The sequence below is a fragment of the Shewanella oneidensis MR-1 genome (genome assembly GCF_000146165.2).
In the GTDB taxonomy this organism is placed as follows: Bacteria; Pseudomonadota; Gammaproteobacteria; order Enterobacterales; family Shewanellaceae; genus Shewanella; species Shewanella oneidensis.
In genome coordinates, this window is the sequence record NC_004347.2 from 200,125 (window position 1) to 218,832 (window position 18,708).

16 protein-coding genes, 2 tRNA genes, 1 rRNA gene and 1 pseudogene are annotated in these 18,708 nt (G+C 46.6%); 15 read left to right on the forward strand and 5 right to left on the reverse strand.

What is annotated here, in order from left to right; translation table 11 throughout:
• The first annotated feature begins 169 nt into the window (after window positions 1–169).
• The 5 genes from nudE to SO_RS00900 all read left to right on the forward strand — a co-directional run bounded on the left by nudE (window position 170) and on the right by SO_RS00900 (window position 4,754).
• Window positions 170–721, forward strand: a complete 552-nt coding sequence (gene nudE, locus SO_RS00880; protein ID WP_011070586.1) for an ADP compounds hydrolase NudE — start codon at window positions 170–172, stop codon at window positions 719–721.
• Window positions 722–790: 69 nt separating this feature from the next.
• Window positions 791–1,603 carry a 3'(2'),5'-bisphosphate nucleotidase CysQ gene (cysQ, locus tag SO_RS00885; RefSeq protein WP_011070587.1) on the forward strand — a complete coding sequence of 271 codons (813 nt, stop codon included), beginning with the start codon at window positions 791–793 and terminating at the stop codon, window positions 1,601–1,603.
• Window positions 1,604–1,610: 7 nt separating this feature from the next.
• Window positions 1,611–2,054, forward strand: a complete 444-nt coding sequence (locus SO_RS00890) for a GNAT family N-acetyltransferase (RefSeq protein ID WP_011070588.1) — start codon at window positions 1,611–1,613, stop codon at window positions 2,052–2,054.
• Between the two features lie 235 nt (window positions 2,055–2,289).
• Window positions 2,290–2,901 (forward strand): TetR/AcrR family transcriptional regulator, encoded by a 612-nt coding sequence (locus SO_RS00895; protein ID WP_011070589.1) that lies wholly within the window; start codon window positions 2,290–2,292, stop codon window positions 2,899–2,901.
• Window positions 2,892–4,754, forward strand: coding sequence for an MFS transporter (locus SO_RS00900; RefSeq protein WP_011070590.1), 1,863 nt, complete (start codon window positions 2,892–2,894; stop codon window positions 4,752–4,754). The genes SO_RS00895 and SO_RS00900 overlap by 10 nt, the downstream gene beginning before the upstream one ends.
• 77 nt (window positions 4,755–4,831) lie before the next feature.
• On the opposite strand, the gene mnmH is transcribed toward SO_RS00900, so the two are convergent.
• From mnmH to SO_RS00915, 3 genes are all read right to left on the reverse strand, one after another.
• On the reverse strand, window positions 4,832–5,962 hold the full coding sequence (gene mnmH / locus SO_RS00905) for a tRNA 2-selenouridine(34) synthase MnmH (protein ID WP_011070591.1): 1,131 nt from the start codon (window positions 5,960–5,962) through the stop codon (window positions 4,832–4,834).
• A complete protein-coding gene (gene selD / locus SO_RS00910) occupies window positions 5,962–7,020 on the reverse strand; it encodes a selenide, water dikinase SelD (RefSeq protein WP_011070592.1) in 1,059 nt (352 codons plus the stop codon). The genes mnmH and selD overlap by 1 nt, the downstream gene beginning before the upstream one ends.
• A gap of 96 nt (window positions 7,021–7,116) precedes the next feature.
• A complete protein-coding gene (locus SO_RS00915; protein ID WP_011070593.1) occupies window positions 7,117–8,223 on the reverse strand; it encodes an acyl-CoA desaturase in 1,107 nt (368 codons plus the stop codon).
• Window positions 8,224–8,366: 143 nt separating this feature from the next.
• Here SO_RS00915 and fabR point away from each other — a divergent pair, with 143 nt between their 5' ends.
• The 6 genes and pseudogenes from fabR (at window position 8,367) to SO_RS00945 (ending at window position 13,436) form a co-directional block, all read left to right on the forward strand.
• A complete protein-coding gene (gene fabR / locus SO_RS00920; protein ID WP_011070594.1) occupies window positions 8,367–8,981 on the forward strand; it encodes an HTH-type transcriptional repressor FabR in 615 nt (204 codons plus the stop codon).
• A gap of 124 nt (window positions 8,982–9,105) precedes the next feature.
• Window positions 9,106–10,265 (forward strand): annotated as a pseudogene (locus SO_RS00925) (IS3-like element ISSod15 family transposase).
• A gap of 418 nt (window positions 10,266–10,683) precedes the next feature.
• On the forward strand, window positions 10,684–11,202 hold the full coding sequence (locus SO_RS00930; RefSeq protein ID WP_202950645.1) for a DUF1269 domain-containing protein: 519 nt from the start codon (window positions 10,684–10,686) through the stop codon (window positions 11,200–11,202).
• Between the two features lie 58 nt (window positions 11,203–11,260).
• Window positions 11,261–11,965, forward strand: coding sequence for a hypothetical protein (locus SO_RS00935; RefSeq protein WP_164925587.1), 705 nt, complete (start codon window positions 11,261–11,263; stop codon window positions 11,963–11,965).
• Window positions 11,966–12,100: 135 nt separating this feature from the next.
• Window positions 12,101–12,760 carry a BON domain-containing protein gene (locus SO_RS00940; RefSeq protein WP_011070597.1) on the forward strand — a complete coding sequence of 220 codons (660 nt, stop codon included), beginning with the start codon at window positions 12,101–12,103 and terminating at the stop codon, window positions 12,758–12,760.
• 283 nt (window positions 12,761–13,043) lie between these two features.
• On the forward strand, window positions 13,044–13,436 hold the full coding sequence (locus SO_RS00945) for a hypothetical protein (RefSeq protein ID WP_238560540.1): 393 nt from the start codon (window positions 13,044–13,046) through the stop codon (window positions 13,434–13,436).
• Window positions 13,437–13,445: 9 nt separating this feature from the next.
• On the opposite strand, the gene trmA is transcribed toward SO_RS00945, so the two are convergent.
• Window positions 13,446–14,546, reverse strand: a complete 1,101-nt coding sequence (gene trmA / locus SO_RS00950; protein ID WP_011070598.1) for a tRNA (uridine(54)-C5)-methyltransferase TrmA — start codon at window positions 14,544–14,546, stop codon at window positions 13,446–13,448.
• Between the two features lie 142 nt (window positions 14,547–14,688).
• Between trmA and murI the strand changes: the two genes are divergently transcribed.
• Window positions 14,689–15,510, forward strand: a complete 822-nt coding sequence (gene murI, locus SO_RS00955) for a glutamate racemase (RefSeq protein ID WP_011070599.1) — start codon at window positions 14,689–14,691, stop codon at window positions 15,508–15,510.
• A gap of 6 nt (window positions 15,511–15,516) precedes the next feature.
• Here murI and SO_RS00960 read toward each other — a convergent pair whose 3' ends face one another.
• Complete coding sequence (locus tag SO_RS00960; RefSeq protein WP_011070600.1) at window positions 15,517–15,981, reverse strand: RNA recognition motif domain-containing protein; 465 nt, start codon at window positions 15,979–15,981, stop codon at window positions 15,517–15,519.
• A gap of 673 nt (window positions 15,982–16,654) precedes the next feature.
• On the opposite strand from SO_RS00960, the gene SO_RS00965 reads away from it, so the two are divergent.
• The 3 genes from SO_RS00965 to SO_RS00975 all read left to right on the forward strand — a co-directional run bounded on the left by SO_RS00965 (window position 16,655) and on the right by SO_RS00975 (window position 18,558).
• Window positions 16,655–18,197, forward strand: a 16S ribosomal RNA gene (locus tag SO_RS00965).
• Between the two features lie 70 nt (window positions 18,198–18,267).
• Window positions 18,268–18,344 (forward strand) — tRNA-Ile (locus SO_RS00970).
• A 138-nt stretch (window positions 18,345–18,482) separates the two neighbouring features.
• Window positions 18,483–18,558, forward strand: a tRNA-Ala gene (locus SO_RS00975).
• Window positions 18,559–18,708: the final 150 nt, after the last annotated feature.

Genomic DNA, 18,708 nt, shown 5'->3' on the forward strand with positions numbered 1-18,708 from the left:
CGTTAAGCCGTGTCTCGCTGGCGGAAACGTGGTCCGTGACGTAAATCGCACTGATTGGCTGGTGGTCTTGGGAATAGGTGCACTAAATTCAGGTTGTAGATTAAAGACAGGATAGTAAGATTGTCACTTATCCTAGTTCGTTTGTTGCTATTTTTATCCAGGGGCAGTTATGTCAAAGCGGCACCATAAGCCGGAAATCTTGCATACCGAAGTGGTCGCGAAGAGCCGCTTGTTTCAAATTGAACAAGTACATCTTAAGTTTTCTAATGGTGTCGAACGCCAATATGAGCGCTTGAAAGGCGGCGGTCGTGGCGCTGTGATGGTGGTGCCGATTCATCGAGGCAATATGCTTTTGGCTAGAGAATATGCAGCTGGAACAGATAATTACGAACTAGGTTTCCCTAAGGGGTTAATCGATCCAGGTGAACAAGCCATTGATGCTGCCAATCGGGAGTTGCAGGAAGAAATTGGTTTCGGTGCCCGTAAGCTAACATTGTTGAAAGAACTTACCCTTGCTCCGGGATATTTCTCAAGCAAGATGCAAATTTTTATGGCGGAAGATTTGTATGAAAGCCGCCTAGAAGGTGATGAACCCGAACCTATTGATGTGGTGCCTTGGCCTTTAGCTGAGTGGGAAGTGTTGCTCAACAATATCGATTTTTCAGAATCCCGTAGTGTGAGTGCATTGTTTTTAGCGCAGAAGCATCTACAACTTAAATAATCTTTTTGTTAAAGCGTTCAGCAATTGAGTGCTTGTAGATCATTCGCGATGTTAGCGATTGGAGTGGTTATGAAGCCTGAAGAGTTAATCGACGAGGTGATTGCGATAGCAACCGATGCGGGTCGCACTATTCGTGATATTTACCTTAAGGGTAATTTTGAGCGAGAAACTAAGTCTGATAATACCCCTGTCACCTCGGCAGATTTAGCGGCGAATAAACTGATTTGTGAACGCTTAGCAGCCTTGACGCCCGATATCCCTATTTTGTCAGAAGAGGCTGCCGACATTCCCTTAAGTGTGCGTGAAGTGTGGAAATGCTATTGGCTAGTCGATCCACTCGATGGGACGGGGGAGTTTATTGCTGGCAGTGGCGATTTTTCAGTGATCGTTGCGCTGGTGGAGCATAACCGTCCTGTAATGGGTGTAGTCTATGTGCCGATGACGCAGGTGTGTTATTACGCCATTGCGGGCTTAGGGGCCTATAAACGTACTGATAAACAGGAAGTGAGGATCAGTAGCCGACAAATTCAGCACCGCGAGCAAGTGTCCTTAAGGTTAGCGGTGAGTCGCCGTCAAGATCCCCAATCCGTGTTGACCCTATTCAACCAGCCTAAACATTGCGAATTAGTGGTGATGGGTGGTGCGGCCTTAAAGAGTTGTTTGGTTGCTGAGGGGCGTGCCGATTGCTATGTGCGAGTGGGACCGACGGGTGAGTGGGACACGGGCGCTGCGCAGATCATTATCGAGGAAGCGGGCGGGCAGATGATGGATACTGAGCTGCAACCTTTAACTTACAATGAACGCGAGACGCTTGAAAATCCTAATTTTATTGTAGTTGGCGCGCCCAATTTAGCGTGGGATAAAATTTTAATTGGTGAATAATTTTTAAATGCAGTTAATTCGTCCCGTTTTAAAATCTGAGTTAGCCGCCGTTTTTCAGCTTGAACAGGCTATTTTTGGTGAACACAGTTATCCCGACTTTTTCTTCCGCCAAGGATTTGATTGTTGGCCTGAATATTTTCTGGTTGCTGCAGATGCTAATGGCGTGCTTTTAGGCTATTTACTGGGGGCCCAAAGCAGTGATCCTGAATGTATGTGGATTTTATCAGTGGCCGTCAGTGAGCAAGCCCGCGGTCAAGGACTGGGCAAACAGTTGCTCCAACGCTGTTTAGCTCTGTTACCTGCTAAGGTTAAGCGTGTTGATTTAACCGTCGATCCCCATAACCCTGCCCGCAGTTTGTACCAGCGTTTGGGATTTGTTGATGCCCACGTCGAAGCGAACTATTTCGGTGCTGGCGCAGATAGGGTGGTGATGAGTTATCACTGTCGTTAGGTGAATCCATAGGTTTGCATCTAACTGACCATATAAGACGGCGTTCTCGAGAGGGAGCGCCGTTTTTCTTTATATTCAGATTAAATTTCATACTGTTATCGGGTCAGAGATTTAGCTTGTGTAGCTCATTTACTGAGGTTTATTCCCGTGGTGTACGTTAAATAAACTTATTTTGAACGTTGTTTTTTATTTTTTTGGCTGTTAATCTCACCTCATTCAACAGGGAGTGAGACCTATGGCGAGACGCAAAGAGCATAGTCACGATGAAATTCGTGTTATGGCAATTGAAGCAGCAATAGCACTGTTACAACAGCAGGGAGTGCAAGGGCTGAGTTTACGTAAGATTGCCAGTGAGATTGGTTATGTACCCAGTACGTTGATCAATATCTTTGGCAGTTATAACTATTTATTACTGGCAGTTTCAGAGGCGACATTACAGTTGTTAATGAGCCATCTATCCGCAGTGAGCGAAAACGACAGTCTTCGTCATATCATCGTCATGGCGCAAAAATACAGTGAGTTTGCCCATAGTCAGCGCCAATGTTTTAAGCTGGTATTCGAGCTACAATTACTCGAGTCTGAACATTTACCCGCATCCCAAGGCCAACTTATTGCAAACTTATTTAGGTTAATTGAAAACGAACTAGCCCTGCTATTCCCTAACGAGACAATTGAGCAGCAACTGCAAATGAGTCGCGTGCTCTGGGGCGGGATCCACGGACTGACGGCATTATCGTTGGATAATAAATTATTTGCCGATACAGTATCTTTACCCGCTTTGCTAGAAAGTCATGTGACAGGGTATTTACAGGGAATGGGTTACCAGAGGGAAGAAGCATGCTGCTAACAAAACGTTTTTTACCGTATTTTGCGACTCAATGCCTTGGCGCACTTAATGACAATATCTACAAAAATGTGCTGTTGTTATTGGTGACCTTTAGCCAAGTCAATAACCTCCCTATTAGTGTCGATATGTTTGTCAATTTGGCTGCTGGGGTGTTTATTTTGCCGTTTTTCCTGTTCTCGGCCCATGCGGGTGTGGTGGCCGACAATATGGATAAAGCGAAACTTATCCGTCGATTAAAATTGCTCGAAGTCATCATTATGTTCAGCGCCGCACTTGCCATTGTGAGCGAGAATTACATGATGATGTTATTGCTGCTGTTTTTAACTGGCAGTCAGTCTGCCTATTTTGGCCCAGTCAAATATTCACTGTTACCTCAAGCTTTAAAGGAAGATGAGTTAGTCACAGGTAATGCGTGGGTTGAGATGGGGACATTTCTCTCAATCTTGATTGGTACCTTGGGTGCGGGGATTTTAGTCTCTGACAACAATGCGACCCTTTGGTCGGCACTCACGGTGGCAGCTCTCGCTTTAGCAGGTTATTTATCTAGCCGAGCTATTCCCGCTTTACCGCCGCAGGGCGCAGTGCAAAAGATTCCTTTTCGGCCATTATCGGGTACGTGGCGCTCGATTCAAAAAGCGCGCCAAACGCCTTCAATTTGGATGGCGATCCTCGCCATTAGTTGGTTCTGGTTTTTGGGCGCGACGTATCTGACCCAATTCCCTAACTTTGCCAAGTTGCATCTGCATTCTGGCGCGACTGTAGTGTCGCTGTTGCTGGGGATGTTCTCTATCGGGATTGCAGTAGGTTCGTTTGTCTGTGAGCGTTTTTCCTTTGGACATGTGGAATTAGGTTTGCTGCCTTTTGGGGTGCTCGGGTTAACCGTGTTTGGAGTGGATCTGCTGTGGGCGATTCCGCCAGCACCTGCGGATGCAAGTTTTGTCTATGGCTTACAAACTTTTATTGCCCAATCACAACATTATCGTGTGATGCTGGATTTCTTTATGATTGGCGTCAGTGGCGGTTTGTTTATTGTGCCTCTGTACGCCTTTATTCAAACCCGCTCCGCGAAGGGGGAATGTGCGCAGGCGATTGCCGCGAATAACATTATGAACTCGCTGTTTATGGTGGCTTCGGCGTTGTTGTCTATGTTGCTGCTTGGGGTGGCTGGCTGGAGTATTCCGCAGTTGTTCTTACTGCTAGCGGTGATGAATTTCGTTGTTGCTCTCTATGTGTATTCACAAGTGCCTGAGTTTACGCAGCGATTTATCAGTTATTTACTGAGCCATGTGCTGTATCGTGTGACAGTGACTGGGCGGGATAAGATCCCTAAAGAAGGTGCAGGCATTATCGTCAGTAACCATGTGAGTTATGTCGATGCGCTGATCATTATGGGAGCTTCAACTCGACCGATTCGATTTGTGATGGATAAATCGATCAGTGAAATCCCAGTGCTAAAGTATTTATTCCGCCATGCGGGAGTGATCCCAATTTGCTCTCCTCGGCAGAGTGAAGCAACTTACAATCAGGCTTTTGAATCGATTCATGAGGCGTTAGCGAATGGTGAGTTAGTGTGTATCTTCCCCGAAGGCCGTTTAACGCCGGATGGCGAATTAGGCGAGTTCCGCCCCGGAATCGATAAAATACTCGCTCGCGATCCGGTGCCCGTTGTCCCAATGGCGCTTAATGGCTTGTGGGGCTCTTACTTCAGTCATAAAGACGGCCATGCATTAACGACTATGCCAAAACGCTTTTGGTCTAAAGTGTCGGTGAATTTAACGGATGTGGTTGATGGGCAAGATGCCAATCGGTACGCTTTAAGAGATGCCGTCGCCCATCTGCTCCACAAATATTAATTTGCAGATTGAGATAAAGAAAACCGTGGCAACAGGCGCACGGTTTTCTTGTTTTTAGCATGCAGAGCTGTACTCGCTTAGCCGAGATTCTCTTGCGATAAGCTATCTTGCGATAAGTTATCTAACCACTCATGCATGGCTTGGTGATTTCCCCTAAAAAGCACTCGGTGTGCTTTTTTTTCTAATTGGTATTCATACATGGGATCGTAATACTTCTGCAGTAGCAGGTTTATCCAGGCCAAATGCTGCGATGTTTGGTTTTGATTGAGCTGCTGCGACAGCGCTTGTTGCATGGTGTCTTGCAATTCTTGATATTGTTTACCGCCGAGACGTTTACGAATACTCGTAAGGCTTTGCAATAGATATTGGCTAAAGGCATTAAAGCCCGCCTCAATGCCTAAGCGTTCAACAAAACCTTGATGCATTTTATGGACATATTCATCGAGTAAGCGATTTAGCCTAATGTCGTCGGCTTCTTCTAATACCAAAATATCGGCAGCTTGCATGGCGTTGTAAAAGGATTGCGGTAGTGCAGAACGGCCAATCAGAAAGCTTTCATCCTCAAGCAGTAAGCAGGAATGATTGTCCTGTTGGTGGCGGAGTAGTGCGATGGCGAGCTGATTTTCAAAGTTAATTTGTGTCGGTTGCGGGTCGATATTTTTGCCAAAACTCGATCCCCTATGATTGGCTATGCCCTCAAGATCGACCGCTTCTTTGCGTTGTATTAAAAAATCGGTTTTGCCACTGCCCGTCATGCCACTCAGGCTTAGCAAGGGTTGCTGGCTTGGTGTTGTCTCAATTACACCAATTAAATATTGGCGCATGCCTTTGTAGCCGCCCTGTACATAAGGTACGGTAGCGCCAGCTTCTTTCAGCCATTGCTGAGTTAATTGTGAGCGTAGGCCGCCACGAAAGCAGTACAGGTATGCCTCGGGCTGAGCTGCTAAAAATCCTAACCAAGCATCAATTCTTTGTTGTTTTACCGCGCCATGCACAAGGGAATGGCCCAAGGCTATTGCGGCTTGTTGACCTTGTTGTTTATAGCAAGTGCCGACTTTTTCCCGCTCCTTATCGACCATTAACGGCAGATTGACTGAGGAAGGAAACGCGCCTCGATTAAATTCAATTGGTGCCCTTAAGTCGATCAACGGCTTCCCAGCAACAAAGATATCGCGATATTGCTGGGCCGGGATGAGCGTTGTTGTCATTAACATAGCACCACATTGGTCGCGGTGGTGGGGGCTTCTAATGAACCAATACAAATAGGTTCAATCTGATTGGCATTGAGTAGCGCCACTAACTCAGCTTCGGCTTCACTTGATACCGCCACTAACAAACCGCCACTGGTTTGGGGATCGCACAAAATCGCTTTTTGGTGATCGGTTAATTCGGGCAAGTGCTCGCCATAACTATCGTAGTTACGATGGGTGCCACCGGGAACGCAGCCTTGCGCTAAGTAGTCGAGGGCGCGAGGTAAGAGCGGCACGGCATCGAGCTTTAATTTGGCGGTGAGTTTAGCGCCTTGGCACATTTCGAGCAGATGGCCCGCAAGGCCAAAGCCAGTGACATCGGTCAGGGCGTTTACGCCATTAATCTTCGCAATCTGGGCGCCTATGCTATTGAGCTGGCACATGGCATTCACCGCAATGTGGCTATCTTCATCTTTTAGCTTCTTCTGCTTTTGTGCCGTGGTGAGGATACCAATCCCGATCGGCTTAGTGAGATACAAACGATCGCCGGCTTTTGCGGTATCGTTTTGTTTTAAATCTGTAAGGGCGATTTGCCCAGTCACAGCCAGCCCAAAAATGGGTTCAGGTGCATCGATACTATGACCGCCAGCCAGCATAATGCCTGCTTCCATACAGGCTTGACGGCCACCGTCGACCACTTGCTGCGCGATTTCGGCAGGCAATTTGTTGATTGGCCAACCTAAAATGGCAATCGCCATCATCGGCGTGCCACCCATGGCGTAGATATCACTAATCGCATTGGTGGCGGCGATGCGGCCAAAGGTAAATGGATCGTCGACAATGGGCATAAAAAAATCAGTGGTGCTGATAATGCCGACTTCCTCATTGAGTTTATACACGGCCGCATCATCGCGACTCTGATTACCGACTAGCAGATTAGGATCGGTAAATACGGGGAGCTGAGAGGCTAAAATGGTCGTCAGTACCTTGGGGGAAATTTTACAGCCACAACCGGCACCATGACTATATTCGGTGAGTTTGATGCTATCGGTAGAAGGTAGTGTGGAATTCGACATGAGCCTAACATCCTGTAAAAAGTAAATGAGGCATCATCATAATAGGATACGGCCACCATGCAAGGCGGCCGTATCATTTTTACCGAGAATTGTGGTCTAGCTATAAGTTGCTGTCAGGCTCTTCCAGCTTTTTTGTTGGTTCAGAAATCGGGTTTTCAACTCTTCGACTTGCTGTAATAATTGCTGATCGACCAGTTGCTTACGTTTGGCCTCTAACAGTGTCTTTTGGGCTTGGTAATATTCGAGTAAGTGTTGTTTCATCAACTCATACTCTTGTTGAATTTTTTCAATTATTTCATCGGCATTTGGCAAATTGAGCACTTTGTTTTTGGCATGTAATAGCTGCATCTGTAAGCGGGCACTCTCTATCCGCTCCTGCGGGCTAGTACGTAAATCTTTGGCTAAACCGACCCAAGATAAAGACTTTATCAGCCACTTAGTGGGATCGTAATGCCACCACTTGATGCCGTTACGGTAATCGTTTTCGAAGATATGGTGGAAATTATGGTAACCCTCACCGTAGGTCAGTACAGCCAGAAAACCGTTGTCGCGGGCAGTATTTTTATCGGTATAGGGTTGGCAGCCCCACACGTGAGCGAGGGAGTTGATAAAGAAGGTACAGTGATGCACGACCACTAAGCGCAGGAGCCCCGCCATCAACAACATGCCTGCGATATTCCCTGTAAACCAACCTAGCAGTGCCGGTAGACCAATGTTCATAAGGAGCACAAGTGTAAGATAGTGCTTATGTTGCCACATCACGATACGATCGTTCTGCAAATCACGCACGTTTTGATAGTCATGGTAACGCTGAGCTTGATACTCGCGTAGCATCCAACCGATATGGCTGTACCAGAAGCCCATTTTGGCAGAGTAAGGGTCTTTATCATTATCATCAACATGTTTATGGTGCACACGATGATCCGACGCCCAATGTAACGCACTGTTTTGTAATGCTAACGCGCCACCAAGAGCGTAAAGGAAACGTATTGCAGGGTGTGTCTTATAGGCTTTATGTGACCAGAGTCTATGGTAACCTGCGGTGATCGACAGGCCACTGGCAAAGGCTAAGACCACAAAAGCAATCCATTCACTTGCACCATAACCGTAGACAATTCCATACCAAGGAACGAGGATGACCGCACTGAGGAAGGTCAAGCTAAATAGGATGACATTAAGCCAGATGATAGGGGGTTTTTTCATTATAATTTCCAATATTCGCATTTGAGCGTACAGCTGTAAGCTAATTTAGCCTAGCAATCTTATTTGGTCAAGGTGGATGGGGCTGTGTTTCAAACGTAAAAGCGGTATTATCGCGTCATTACATTCAGTTAGCGGATTGAAGAATGGGTATTCGTGCACAGCAAAAAGAGAAAACTCGGCGGGCATTGGTTGATGCGGCTTTTAATCAGCTTAGTGCTGAGCGAAGTTTCTCTAGCTTAAGTTTGCGAGAAGTGGCGAGGGAAGCCAACATTGCACCCACATCCTTTTATCGTCATTTTAAGGATATGAATGAACTCGGTTTGACCATGGTTGATGAAGGCGGACTGACGCTGAGGCAAATGATGCGTAAGGGGCGTCAACGCGCCGAGGCGGGCGGCAGTGTTATCCGTATTTCTGTCGATACCTTTATGGAAGTGCTCGATTCTAATCCAAATGTCTTCCGAATCTTACTGCATGAGCGCTCAGGTACTTCGGCGGCATTTCGGGCGGCGGTTGCCCGTGAGATTGAGCACTTCATTTCTGAACTGGCTCATTACACTGAAGCTACTGCCGGGCGAACGCCTATGCTCGCCAGAGCACAGGCCGAAGCATTAGTGACCTTAGTGTTTAATGCTGGAGCATCGGCATTGGATATGAAGCGTGCTGACCGTAAAGTGCTCGCCGATCAATTAGTGATGCAGCTGCGGATGGTCGCCAAGGGCGCTGAAGCATTACAACATAAAGTTGAACATCGGTAGTTTGGATACGGTTTGACTAATAAAGGAGCCCTAGGCTCCTATATTTTTAGATGGGAAGTAATGAACCGCACCAGTAATTTTGGACACCGCGCTAAGCGAGTAGAATGGCTTAACGAGGTGAACCATGACATCAAAGAACAAACGCAAGTCTTATACCGCTGAATTTAAGGTTGAAGCCCTGAAGTTAGCGCAAATCAAATCAAAGGCATAGTTGCGGTAGCCAAGGAGTTGGGGCTCTACGAGTCTCACTTGTACAACTGGCGTGCTGCCTTGGAAAAGAAAATGAACGTCAGCCAACGGGAAGCTGAGTTATCGGCAGAGGTGGCTCGCCTCAAGCGCCAGCTGGCTGAACAGGCCGAGGATATTGCAATCCTAAAAAAGGCCACCACCTACTTAGCGAAGAACCAAAAATAAGCTGGTTTGAGTTCATGCTTGAGCACCAGCACCGCTTCTCGTTGAAGCGCATGACCGTGGTGCTCAATGTATCGCGCAGTGGGTAGTAAGTATGCCTGGCGAAACACCGGCACATCCCCGAGCAAGCGAAAGCGACAACGTAATGAGCAGGATGCTAAAGTCAAAGCCGCTTTTGATGCCAGCAAACAGCGTGATGGTGCCCGTCGTATTCAGGCAGAGCTTGCTGAAAATGGTGACAAGGCTGACATTAAGACCATTGCCGACAGCATAAGGCACCAAAATCTGGTGCCTAAGGTGGCGCGTAAATTTAAGGTGACCACTAACAGCGAGCATAGACTGCCGGTAGCGCCAAATTTGTTGGAACAAGACTTTACGGCATCAGCGACAAACCAGAAATGGGTAAGTGATATCACTTACCTGATGACCAGCGAGGGCTGGCTCTATTTGGCCGTTGTCATAGACCTTTACTCCCGGGCTGTGGTGGGCTGGTCAATGAGCTCAAGGATGACTGCTGAGTTGGTTTGTTACGCACTGACAATGGCCTTGTTCCGGCGCGGGATGCCGACAGGAGTGATAGTCCATAGCGACCGAGGCAACCAGTATTGCTCACATGCTTATCGCAAGCTGGCAACATTACACGCGTTGCAGTTGAGTATGAGCCGCAAAGGCAACTGTTGGGACAACGCGTGTGCAGAGAGTTTCTTCCACTCGCTGAAAGTGGAAGCGGTTCAATACGAGCCGCTTATGGATCGGGAAACCATGCGCTGAGCAGTATTTTAATACATAGAGGTTGATTATAACCGTACCCGAAGGCACGGTACCCTTGGCTACGTCAGCACGGTAAGCTATGAACGGAAAAATGTCGCTTAATCGCGTGTCCAGTTTTACCGGAGCGGTTCAGCCAGCATGCCCCTGGATTATCTTCACACTGATTACAAAAGACTTGCTCGATTAAATCTAATGCGGGATATCCTTTCACGACTGGATTATCGCAGTGAAAAACATCATCTGGTGCACCCAGACAGCTCTGTCGTATTTAAGTTTACACCTGAGTTTCTGCAACAAAACATACTCGCGAACTAATCAATATCAGACATGGTTCGGTGTTTAGGTTGGCACTGAATCATGCGCAGATATTCTGATAAATCATCCCCAACGACGCCATATTTTTTTGAAGCCGCTCCAGAAATTATTCAACATTTTTGTGTTCATTACCGCACAGACTCACTGAAACACAAAGTGTACAAGAGGTGTACACAACCACATGTTTGCAGGAGCAAGCATAACCATGAAAAACTACGTCGCAGCACTATTTTCCTCACACGACCAGGCTGAGAGCGGTATCCGGGCACTGCAAAAAGGCGGTTTTGATATGCAGGAGCTGTCTATTGTTGGTCGTGACTATCACACTGAAGAGCAGCCATTGGCTTATTTTAATACAGGAGAGCGTATTAAGTTTTTCGGAAAAGTAGGTGCAACCTGGGGGGCATTAGTTGGAATGCTGCTTGGTTCTGCCCTGATATTTATTCCGGTATTTGGACACATTGTTGTACTTGGTCCTCTTGTTACAACGCTCGCGGCAGGAATTCAAGGTGCTGTGGTGGGAGGTGGTGTCAGCGCTCTTTTTGGTGCATTAACTGCTATTGGCATTCCCAAAGACTCCATTATTCGATACGAAACAGCAATAAAAGCCGACAAGTTTCTGGTCATAGTGCATAGCAGCATTGGGGAACAGTCGTACGCACGAGACTTACTCAGCCAAGCTGGTGGAACAGATATTGAGTCGAATCCAATCGCCCTATTATAGCCAGCCGTCATGTAGGTGAGACTAATCTTAACCAGAGGACAGAAAAATGACTTTTACTATGAAATTAATAGCGTCAGCGATTGGAATCAGCTTACTACCACTCTCATTTGCAGTATCCGCGCAATCGACTCCACAGCCAGCCGCCAAAATTGCAGAAGCAAAGGATAGCGCTCCGGAACCGCCATCAGGGTGGATGATTATCGATGAAGTGGTTTGGTTGCGTTTTGTTGACGAGCCAACACAGCATCTGATTTCAGCTCGAGACAGTTTTGTGAAAGGAGATTTTGAGCATGCCTCTGACGAAGTGTGTTTAGCTGCCGGATATCTGCATATTGCGGTACGTAAAGCAGATAAAAAATCGAAGTCTGCTCTGACTAAGTCAGCACAGGAGCTCGACACTCTTAGCAGTGAGCTTCATAGCAATAAAGCCACCACGCTGCTGAGCATTGATCAGGTATTTGCTCGAGCAGTCTATGCGCTTGCAGCAGATCATCAGGCAAAAGTGCGTATCGCCATGCAAGCTCGCAATTATAAAACTGCAGGACACTATCTGCATAGCGCCGTTACTGAGGTTGAGCAAGCCGCAAAATGGTCTGGCCATGAACTGGAATATAGCGCTGCAGTTACCGCAAAAGATACACGAGTCCTTGCCGGTAAGATGGTTGAAGGAACTGGCTACGTGGTTGATGAGGTAGGTAAAGGTGTGGAATGGGCTGGAACAGAAATTGAGAAACTTGGCCGAGTCATCGAACCAGGTAAGTAATAGATTATTAATCTGACAGTACGGGATGTAAACCGCACAGATTGTGCAGTTCTGTTGGGAGTTCGGACAGGAAATACTTCCTCTATGCATTTTTAACATGTATAGAGCCACTCATAATCCTTTAAGGAATTAATCATGTTAAAAACAGATGCGCAAATTCAAAAAGATGTACTGGAAGAACTTAAATGGGAACCTTCAGTCCAGGCTTCAAATATCGGTGTTGAAGTCAAAGATGGTATTGTTACCTTGGCCGGACATGTAGACACGTATGCTGAGAAATGGCATGCGGAGCAAGCCGCGCAGCGAGTTTGTTGCGTCAAAGCCCTGGCCGTCGAAATTGACGTAAAAATGAATGGTGCGATAAAACGCACAGATGCTGATATCGCCAGATCAGTGCAGAACATTCTGGAGTGGAATGTCTTTATTCCAAAAGACTCTGTGAGGGTGATGGTAGAAAGCGGTTGGGTAACATTATCAGGACACGTTACAGCGGATTACCAACGACGCACTGCGGCGTCTTCAATTCGCTATATGTCAGGTGTAACTGGTGTAAGTAATCAAATCGTGCTTAAACCCGTGGTAACAGCAGCTGTGATAAAAACAGATATTGAAGCAACTCTGAAGCGACGTGCAAGTGCAGAAGCTGACGCAATACATGTTGATATTCATAATCATGAAGTAACACTCAGCGGTAAGGCAAACAGCTTAGCTGAGCGAGAACTTATAAGCCGTGCAGTATGGGATAGTCCAGGCGTTTGGAAGGTTACTGATAATATTCTTGTCAACGCCGTCTAAATTCTCCCTTTAAATAGTTAACAGTGGTATCCAATTTTTGCGTGTTACGAATTGGAATACCACTTTTCTTGAGAGGAATAAAAGGATGGTCACATTTATATTTTCTTAATCCTCAGCCAAAGATATAAATGGGTAAGTGACGCTAAATAGTGTAGTGGCCAATCTGTTTCGGAATCCTGACAGCGTTGGGGCGTAATCTACACGTGTATATTCCGTCTTTTTTGATCAGCGTTTCGATGTTGTTTGGCCAACTGATGCCTTAACAGGCACCCAATGGGGCACTGTGAAAAATAGCTTAGACCCCGGCTATGACTATAACGGCAACCTTGTCCGGTTGATTGATGGCGTTGACTCCAGCAATAACCTCAATAACCTGAGTTACGATGGAGTAGGCCGACTACAGTCTGCCGATGGTAAGTGGGGTACTGGCCGTTACGACTATGATGAACTGGGTAACGTGCTTAGCCGTAGCCTGAATAATTCCACCATTCACTACCATTACAATGCGCTTAATCGCTTAAACAATCTTACGGGTGCCTATGCCTATGGTTACCAATACGATGCACGCGGTCCAATTTGGGTTGACCAGTACAGTCCCAGCATCAAGATAAGTCGGCTTTTTGGACGTCGAAATCCTTCCCGTACCCAGAGAGATTTTCTCGGGTGTTTGCAATGAAATAAATCCTTACTTAATGCGCTCTAGCAGTACACCTGTTTCCATATGGTCGGTGTAAGGGAACTGATCGAATAGCGCAAAACGAGTCACCTTGTGAGTCTTATACAATTGCTGCAAATTGTCTTTTAAGGTGTCGGGATTGCACGAGATATACAAAATCCGCTCATAACCTTGCACTAAGTCCAATGTGGCAGGGTCGATACCAGCTCTTGGGGGGTCAACAAAAATAGTGTTGCAGAGATAGCTATCCAGATCGATGCCTTCTAAACGCCTGAAGCTGCGCTTTTTGGCCATCGCATCACTAAATTCTTCCGCTGACATGCGAATAATTTGCAGATTATCAATGCCGTTGATTTCGATATTGTACTGTGCTGCATCCACTGAAGGCTTGGCCAGTTCTGTGGCTAACACGCGATTAAAGTTTTGCGCCAGTGCGATAGAGAAGTTGCCATTACCACAATACAGCTCGAGCAAATCCCCTTGGCTATTTTGAGTCACATCAATCGCCCACTCCAACATCTTGATCGCTACTTTGGCATTGGGTTGGGTGAAGCTGTTCTCAATTTGTTTATAGTGAAACACTTTGTCGTTGACTTGCAGTGACTCAACCACAAAGTCTTTATCTAAATCGATTTTTTGCTTACGGGCACGGCCGATGATATTGACCTTAAATTGGCTACTCAGTTTGGCTTTAAGTGCTATTGCTTCTGCGCGCCATTGGTCATCAAGCTGTCTGTGATACAGCAGTGACACTAAAATCTCGCCACTCAATGTAGATAAAAAATCTACTTGGAAGAGTTTGTGACGCAGACTGGGGTTAGGTTTTAGCTCGGCAATTAAGGCCGCCATCATCTCATTGATTAAGGTGCTTGCAGGCAGATATTGGTCACAGCGAACCTTATCATTTAATGCCTTATCGAACATGTAATAGTATAAATCGTCACCTTCATGCCATACGCGAAACTCGGCACGCATTCGATAATGCTCTGGGTCAGAGGCAAACACTTCAATACTCGGTGTCTCAAATTGGGCAAAGGCTTGCTCAAGCTTGATACGCTTTGCCTCTAACTGCGCATCATAGGTTGTGGGATCCATTGCTGCTAAATTCATTATCGATTCACCGTCACTGTAAAGGGGGGGGCAAATATTATACTAGGTGACACGAATGTCCAGCATCTTGGTTTTGCGGTTTGATCAAACCTGTGGGAAAATCCGCCCGCGCATAGGGCAAAGTAATTCACTGGAGACGGGCTTGTCGCAACCAATATTAGTATTCGATTCAGGTATCGGCGGTCTATCAGTGCTGGCTGAAATTCGCAAACGGCTTCCCCATCATGACTACTGCTATGTTTTTGATAATGCCAGATTGCCCTATGGTGAATTAGAAGAGCAGGAACTGGTCTCTGGTTGTGTTGCGCTTATTAGCCAATTAGTTGAACGTACTCATGCCTGCATTGTCGTCGTAGCCTGCAATACCGCCAGTACCGTCGTGCTACCAGCGCTACGTGCAAAATTGCATATTCCTGTTGTCGGCGTAGTCCCTGCGATTAAACCTGCTGCTCTGTTATCTAAAAGTAAGCGGATAGGTTTGCTGGCGACCCCTGGCACGGTGAAGCGTCATTATACTCACGAGTTAATCAGTCAATTTGCCGATGATTGTCATGTAGAACTCTTCGGATGCTCAGAACTGGTGATGATGGCTGAGCATAAGATTGCCACAGGTCAATTGGGTATAGCGAGATTAACTCAGATTCTATCCCCCGTAGTGGATGCCAACTTAGATGTACTTGTGCTTGGATGCACTCATTTCCCAATGCTACGCGATGAATTACAACAGGTATTAGGCCTAGGTGTGACTTTGCTTGATTCGGGAGCCGCAATCGCAAAACGAGTGGATACACTGTTAGCCCATGGTAAAAACATCAGTCATAATAGCGAGTACGAGAGGAACGGCTCTTTAATGCGGGCGTTTTATACGAAAGCGGAAATTACTGAAGGACTAGCAACAACGTTAGCTGATTGTGGCTTTTCAACTTTAGAGCGAATTACCACAATCAACTCGAACAGCGATTAACGCAGATTATTCATCGGTGCCTGTTCGATCCGCTGCCTCTGAATCCTGTGTTTTAGCTTCCCTTACCTTTAACGTTCTTTCTTGGAAGTTAAAGTCATTCAGTTTAACCATTGCTTTTTGAGCACCAGCTTCAGACATTTCAACAAAACCAAATCCTTTACGACGGCCTGTTTTACGATCACGCACTAAACGGACTGAATTGACTGGGCCGAATTCACCAAATAAGACTTTTACTTCTCCCTCATGAACACGATAGGGCAAATTACCCACATAAAGTGTCATTGTTGGGCCGACATATTGCTCATCATCTGCTTGAGCTTTGCCTGAATCAGGCACTAATTTAAAAATAAGCGTGGTAATAATTACGCCAGCAACAAAGGCGATGTAAGCAGGTAATGTTGTTGCAAATTGAGATAGCGCAATTGCGCCAAGAATGGCAATAACTAAAACAATAAGAAATGACTTTTGCATATAAATGCTCTCTGAATGAAATAGAAAATGATAAATAACTGTTAACAGCAAGTCTTATGGTAATGAATTATTTACTTTTACACTAGACCGCTGCCGAAAAATTGAGCGCGATTTATCATTTATCAGATAAAAATTCACATTAGAATCGAATAACCAAGCCAAAATAGATAAAAAGTAAACATAATGCTTAAAATGTCGGCGTACGGTCTTTCGGACTTAAAAAAGCGCTTGCACAAAAAGTTGTGCTGCCTATAATGCGCATCCACTGACACGGCAGACAGCGATACGCAGTTACAAGTGCCAGTTCATCAAGTGATTCAGTCCTTGATGAGCGAAAAGAAAGTTTAAAAAACTACTTGACGCAAAAACGGGAATGCGTAAAATACGCAGCCCTGACACGCTGAAATCACTTGTGATAAAGCTGATGGTCAACGCTCTTTAACAATTTATCAAGCAAATCTGTGTGGACACTCACAGGTGTTGAGTTAATCGAAATTACTCTGCCGTTTGGCGAGTAATCAAAGAATTAAATCAATGATTCCAAATCACTTCGGTGATGAGTGTTCATAGCAATATGTACATAATTTTGGTTTCGCTTTCTTCTCTTTATGAAAAGATGGCGGAAACAAATGACAGAATTCATTGAGCCGTTTCTTCGGAAACAACAAAACTTTAATTGAAGAGTTTGATCATGGCTCAGATTGAACGCTGGCGGCAGGCCTAACACATGCAAGTCGAGCGGCAGCACAAGTGAGTTTACTCATGAGGTGGCGAGCGGCGGACGGGTGAGTAATGCCTAGGGATCTGCCCAGTCGAGGGGGATAACAGTTGGAAACGACTGCTAATACCGCATACGCCCTACGGGGGAAAGAGGGGGACTTTCGGGCCTCTCGCGATTGGATGAACCTAGGTGGGATTAGCTAGTTGGTGAGGTAATGGCTCACCAAGGCGACGATCCCTAGCTGTTCTGAGAGGATGATCAGCCACACTGGGACTGAGACACGGCCCAGACTCCTACGGGAGGCAGCAGTGGGGAATATTGCACAATGGGGGAAACCCTGATGCAGCCATGCCGCGTGTGTGAAGAAGGCCTTCGGGTTGTAAAGCACTTTCAGTAGGGAGGAAAGGGTAAGTCCTAATACGGCTTATCTGTGACGTTACCTACAGAAGAAGGACCGGCTAACTCCGTGCCAGCAGCCGCGGTAATACGGAGGGTCCGAGCGTTAATCGGAATTACTGGGCGTAAAGCGTGCGCAGGCGGTTTGTTAAGCGAGATGTGAAAGCCCTGGGCTCAACCTAGGAATCGCATTTCGAACTGACCAACTAGAGTCTTGTAGAGGGGGGTAGAATTCCAGGTGTAGCGGTGAAATGCGTAGAGATCTGGAGGAATACCGGTGGCGAAGGCGGCCCCCTGGACAAAGACTGACGCTCATGCACGAAAGCGTGGGGAGCAAACAGGATTAGATACCCTGGTAGTCCACGCCGTAAACGATGTCTACTCGGAGTTTGGTGTCTTGAACACTGGGCTCTCAAGCTAACGCATTAAGTAGACCGCCTGGGGAGTACGGCCGCAAGGTTAAAACTCAAATGAATTGACGGGGGCCCGCACAAGCGGTGGAGCATGTGGTTTAATTCGATGCAACGCGAAGAACCTTACCTACTCTTGACATCCACGGAAGACTGCAGAGATGCGGTTGTGCCTTCGGGAACCGTGAGACAGGTGCTGCATGGCTGTCGTCAGCTCGTGTTGTGAAATGTTGGGTTAAGTCCCGCAACGAGCGCAACCCCTATCCTTATTTGCCAGCACGTAATGGTGGGAACTCTAGGGAGACTGCCGGTGATAAACCGGAGGAAGGTGGGGACGACGTCAAGTCATCATGGCCCTTACGAGTAGGGCTACACACGTGCTACAATGGCGAGTACAGAGGGTTGCAAAGCCGCGAGGTGGAGCTAATCTCACAAAGCTCGTCGTAGTCCGGATTGGAGTCTGCAACTCGACTCCATGAAGTCGGAATCGCTAGTAATCGTGGATCAGAATGCCACGGTGAATACGTTCCCGGGCCTTGTACACACCGCCCGTCACACCATGGGAGTGGGCTGCAAAAGAAGTGGGTAGCTTAACCTTCGGGGGGGCGCTCACCACTTTGTGGTTCATGACTGGGGTGAAGTCGTAACAAGGTAGCCCTAGGGGAACCTGGGGCTGGATCACCTCCTTACCTATACGACTAACTTGATGTTTGTTGAGTGTTCACACAGATTTGCTTGATAGAAGATAGAGTAAAAGATGGGTCTGTAGCTCAGCTGGTTAGAGCGCACCCCTGATAAGGGTGAGGTCGGTGGTTCAAGTCCACTCTGACCCACCAAATCTTCGTTCTCCTTTGTTAAATTAACACTCGTTTAGTGAACTAAACGTCGCGTTAATTTGCCGCGGATAACTCGATTTGGCAAACCAATCCTTTAAGAGGTTTGGAACATCTTATTTACTCGCACTGCATGTAAATGGGGCTATAGCTCAGCTGGGAGAGCGCCTGCCTTGCACGCAGGAGGTCTGCGGTTCGATCCCGCATAGCTCCACCATTTACTGCATTATGGTTAGAGATGCCAAAGATAAACTTAAACATTATCTTTGGCTTTTTTAAGCCCGTTCTTTAACAATTTGGAAAGCTGATAGTAATTAACACAATGATGTCTGTCGTTGTGTTAATACGAAAAAAATTGAGTTCTTAA

Excerpts from the sequence above, each read along its gene's own strand:
- SO_RS00890 (WP_011070588.1), top strand. The coding sequence starts at position 1,611 with ATGCAGTTAATTCGTCCCGTTTTAAAATCTGAGTTAGCCGCCGTTTTT.
- selD (WP_011070592.1), bottom strand. The coding sequence starts at position 7,020 with ATGTCGAATTCCACACTACCTTCTACCGATAGCATCAAACTCACCGAA.
- mnmH (WP_011070591.1), bottom strand. The coding sequence starts at position 5,962 with ATGACAACAACGCTCATCCCGGCCCAGCAATATCGCGATATCTTTGTT.
- SO_RS00900 (WP_011070590.1), top strand. The coding sequence starts at position 2,892 with ATGCTGCTAACAAAACGTTTTTTACCGTATTTTGCGACTCAATGCCTT.
- trmA (WP_011070598.1), bottom strand. The coding sequence starts at position 14,546 with ATGAATTTAGCAGCAATGGATCCCACAACCTATGATGCGCAGTTAGAG.
- cysQ (WP_011070587.1), top strand. The coding sequence starts at position 791 with ATGAAGCCTGAAGAGTTAATCGACGAGGTGATTGCGATAGCAACCGAT.
- SO_RS00935 (WP_164925587.1), top strand. The coding sequence starts at position 11,261 with ATGAAATTAATAGCGTCAGCGATTGGAATCAGCTTACTACCACTCTCA.
- SO_RS00940 (WP_011070597.1), top strand. The coding sequence starts at position 12,101 with ATGTTAAAAACAGATGCGCAAATTCAAAAAGATGTACTGGAAGAACTT.
- nudE (WP_011070586.1), top strand. The coding sequence starts at position 170 with ATGTCAAAGCGGCACCATAAGCCGGAAATCTTGCATACCGAAGTGGTC.
- SO_RS00960 (WP_011070600.1), bottom strand. The coding sequence starts at position 15,981 with ATGCAAAAGTCATTTCTTATTGTTTTAGTTATTGCCATTCTTGGCGCA.
- SO_RS00915 (WP_011070593.1), bottom strand. The coding sequence starts at position 8,223 with ATGAAAAAACCCCCTATCATCTGGCTTAATGTCATCCTATTTAGCTTG.
- SO_RS00930 (WP_202950645.1), top strand. The coding sequence starts at position 10,684 with ATGAAAAACTACGTCGCAGCACTATTTTCCTCACACGACCAGGCTGAG.
- SO_RS00895 (WP_011070589.1), top strand. The coding sequence starts at position 2,290 with ATGGCGAGACGCAAAGAGCATAGTCACGATGAAATTCGTGTTATGGCA.
- fabR (WP_011070594.1), top strand. The coding sequence starts at position 8,367 with ATGGGTATTCGTGCACAGCAAAAAGAGAAAACTCGGCGGGCATTGGTT.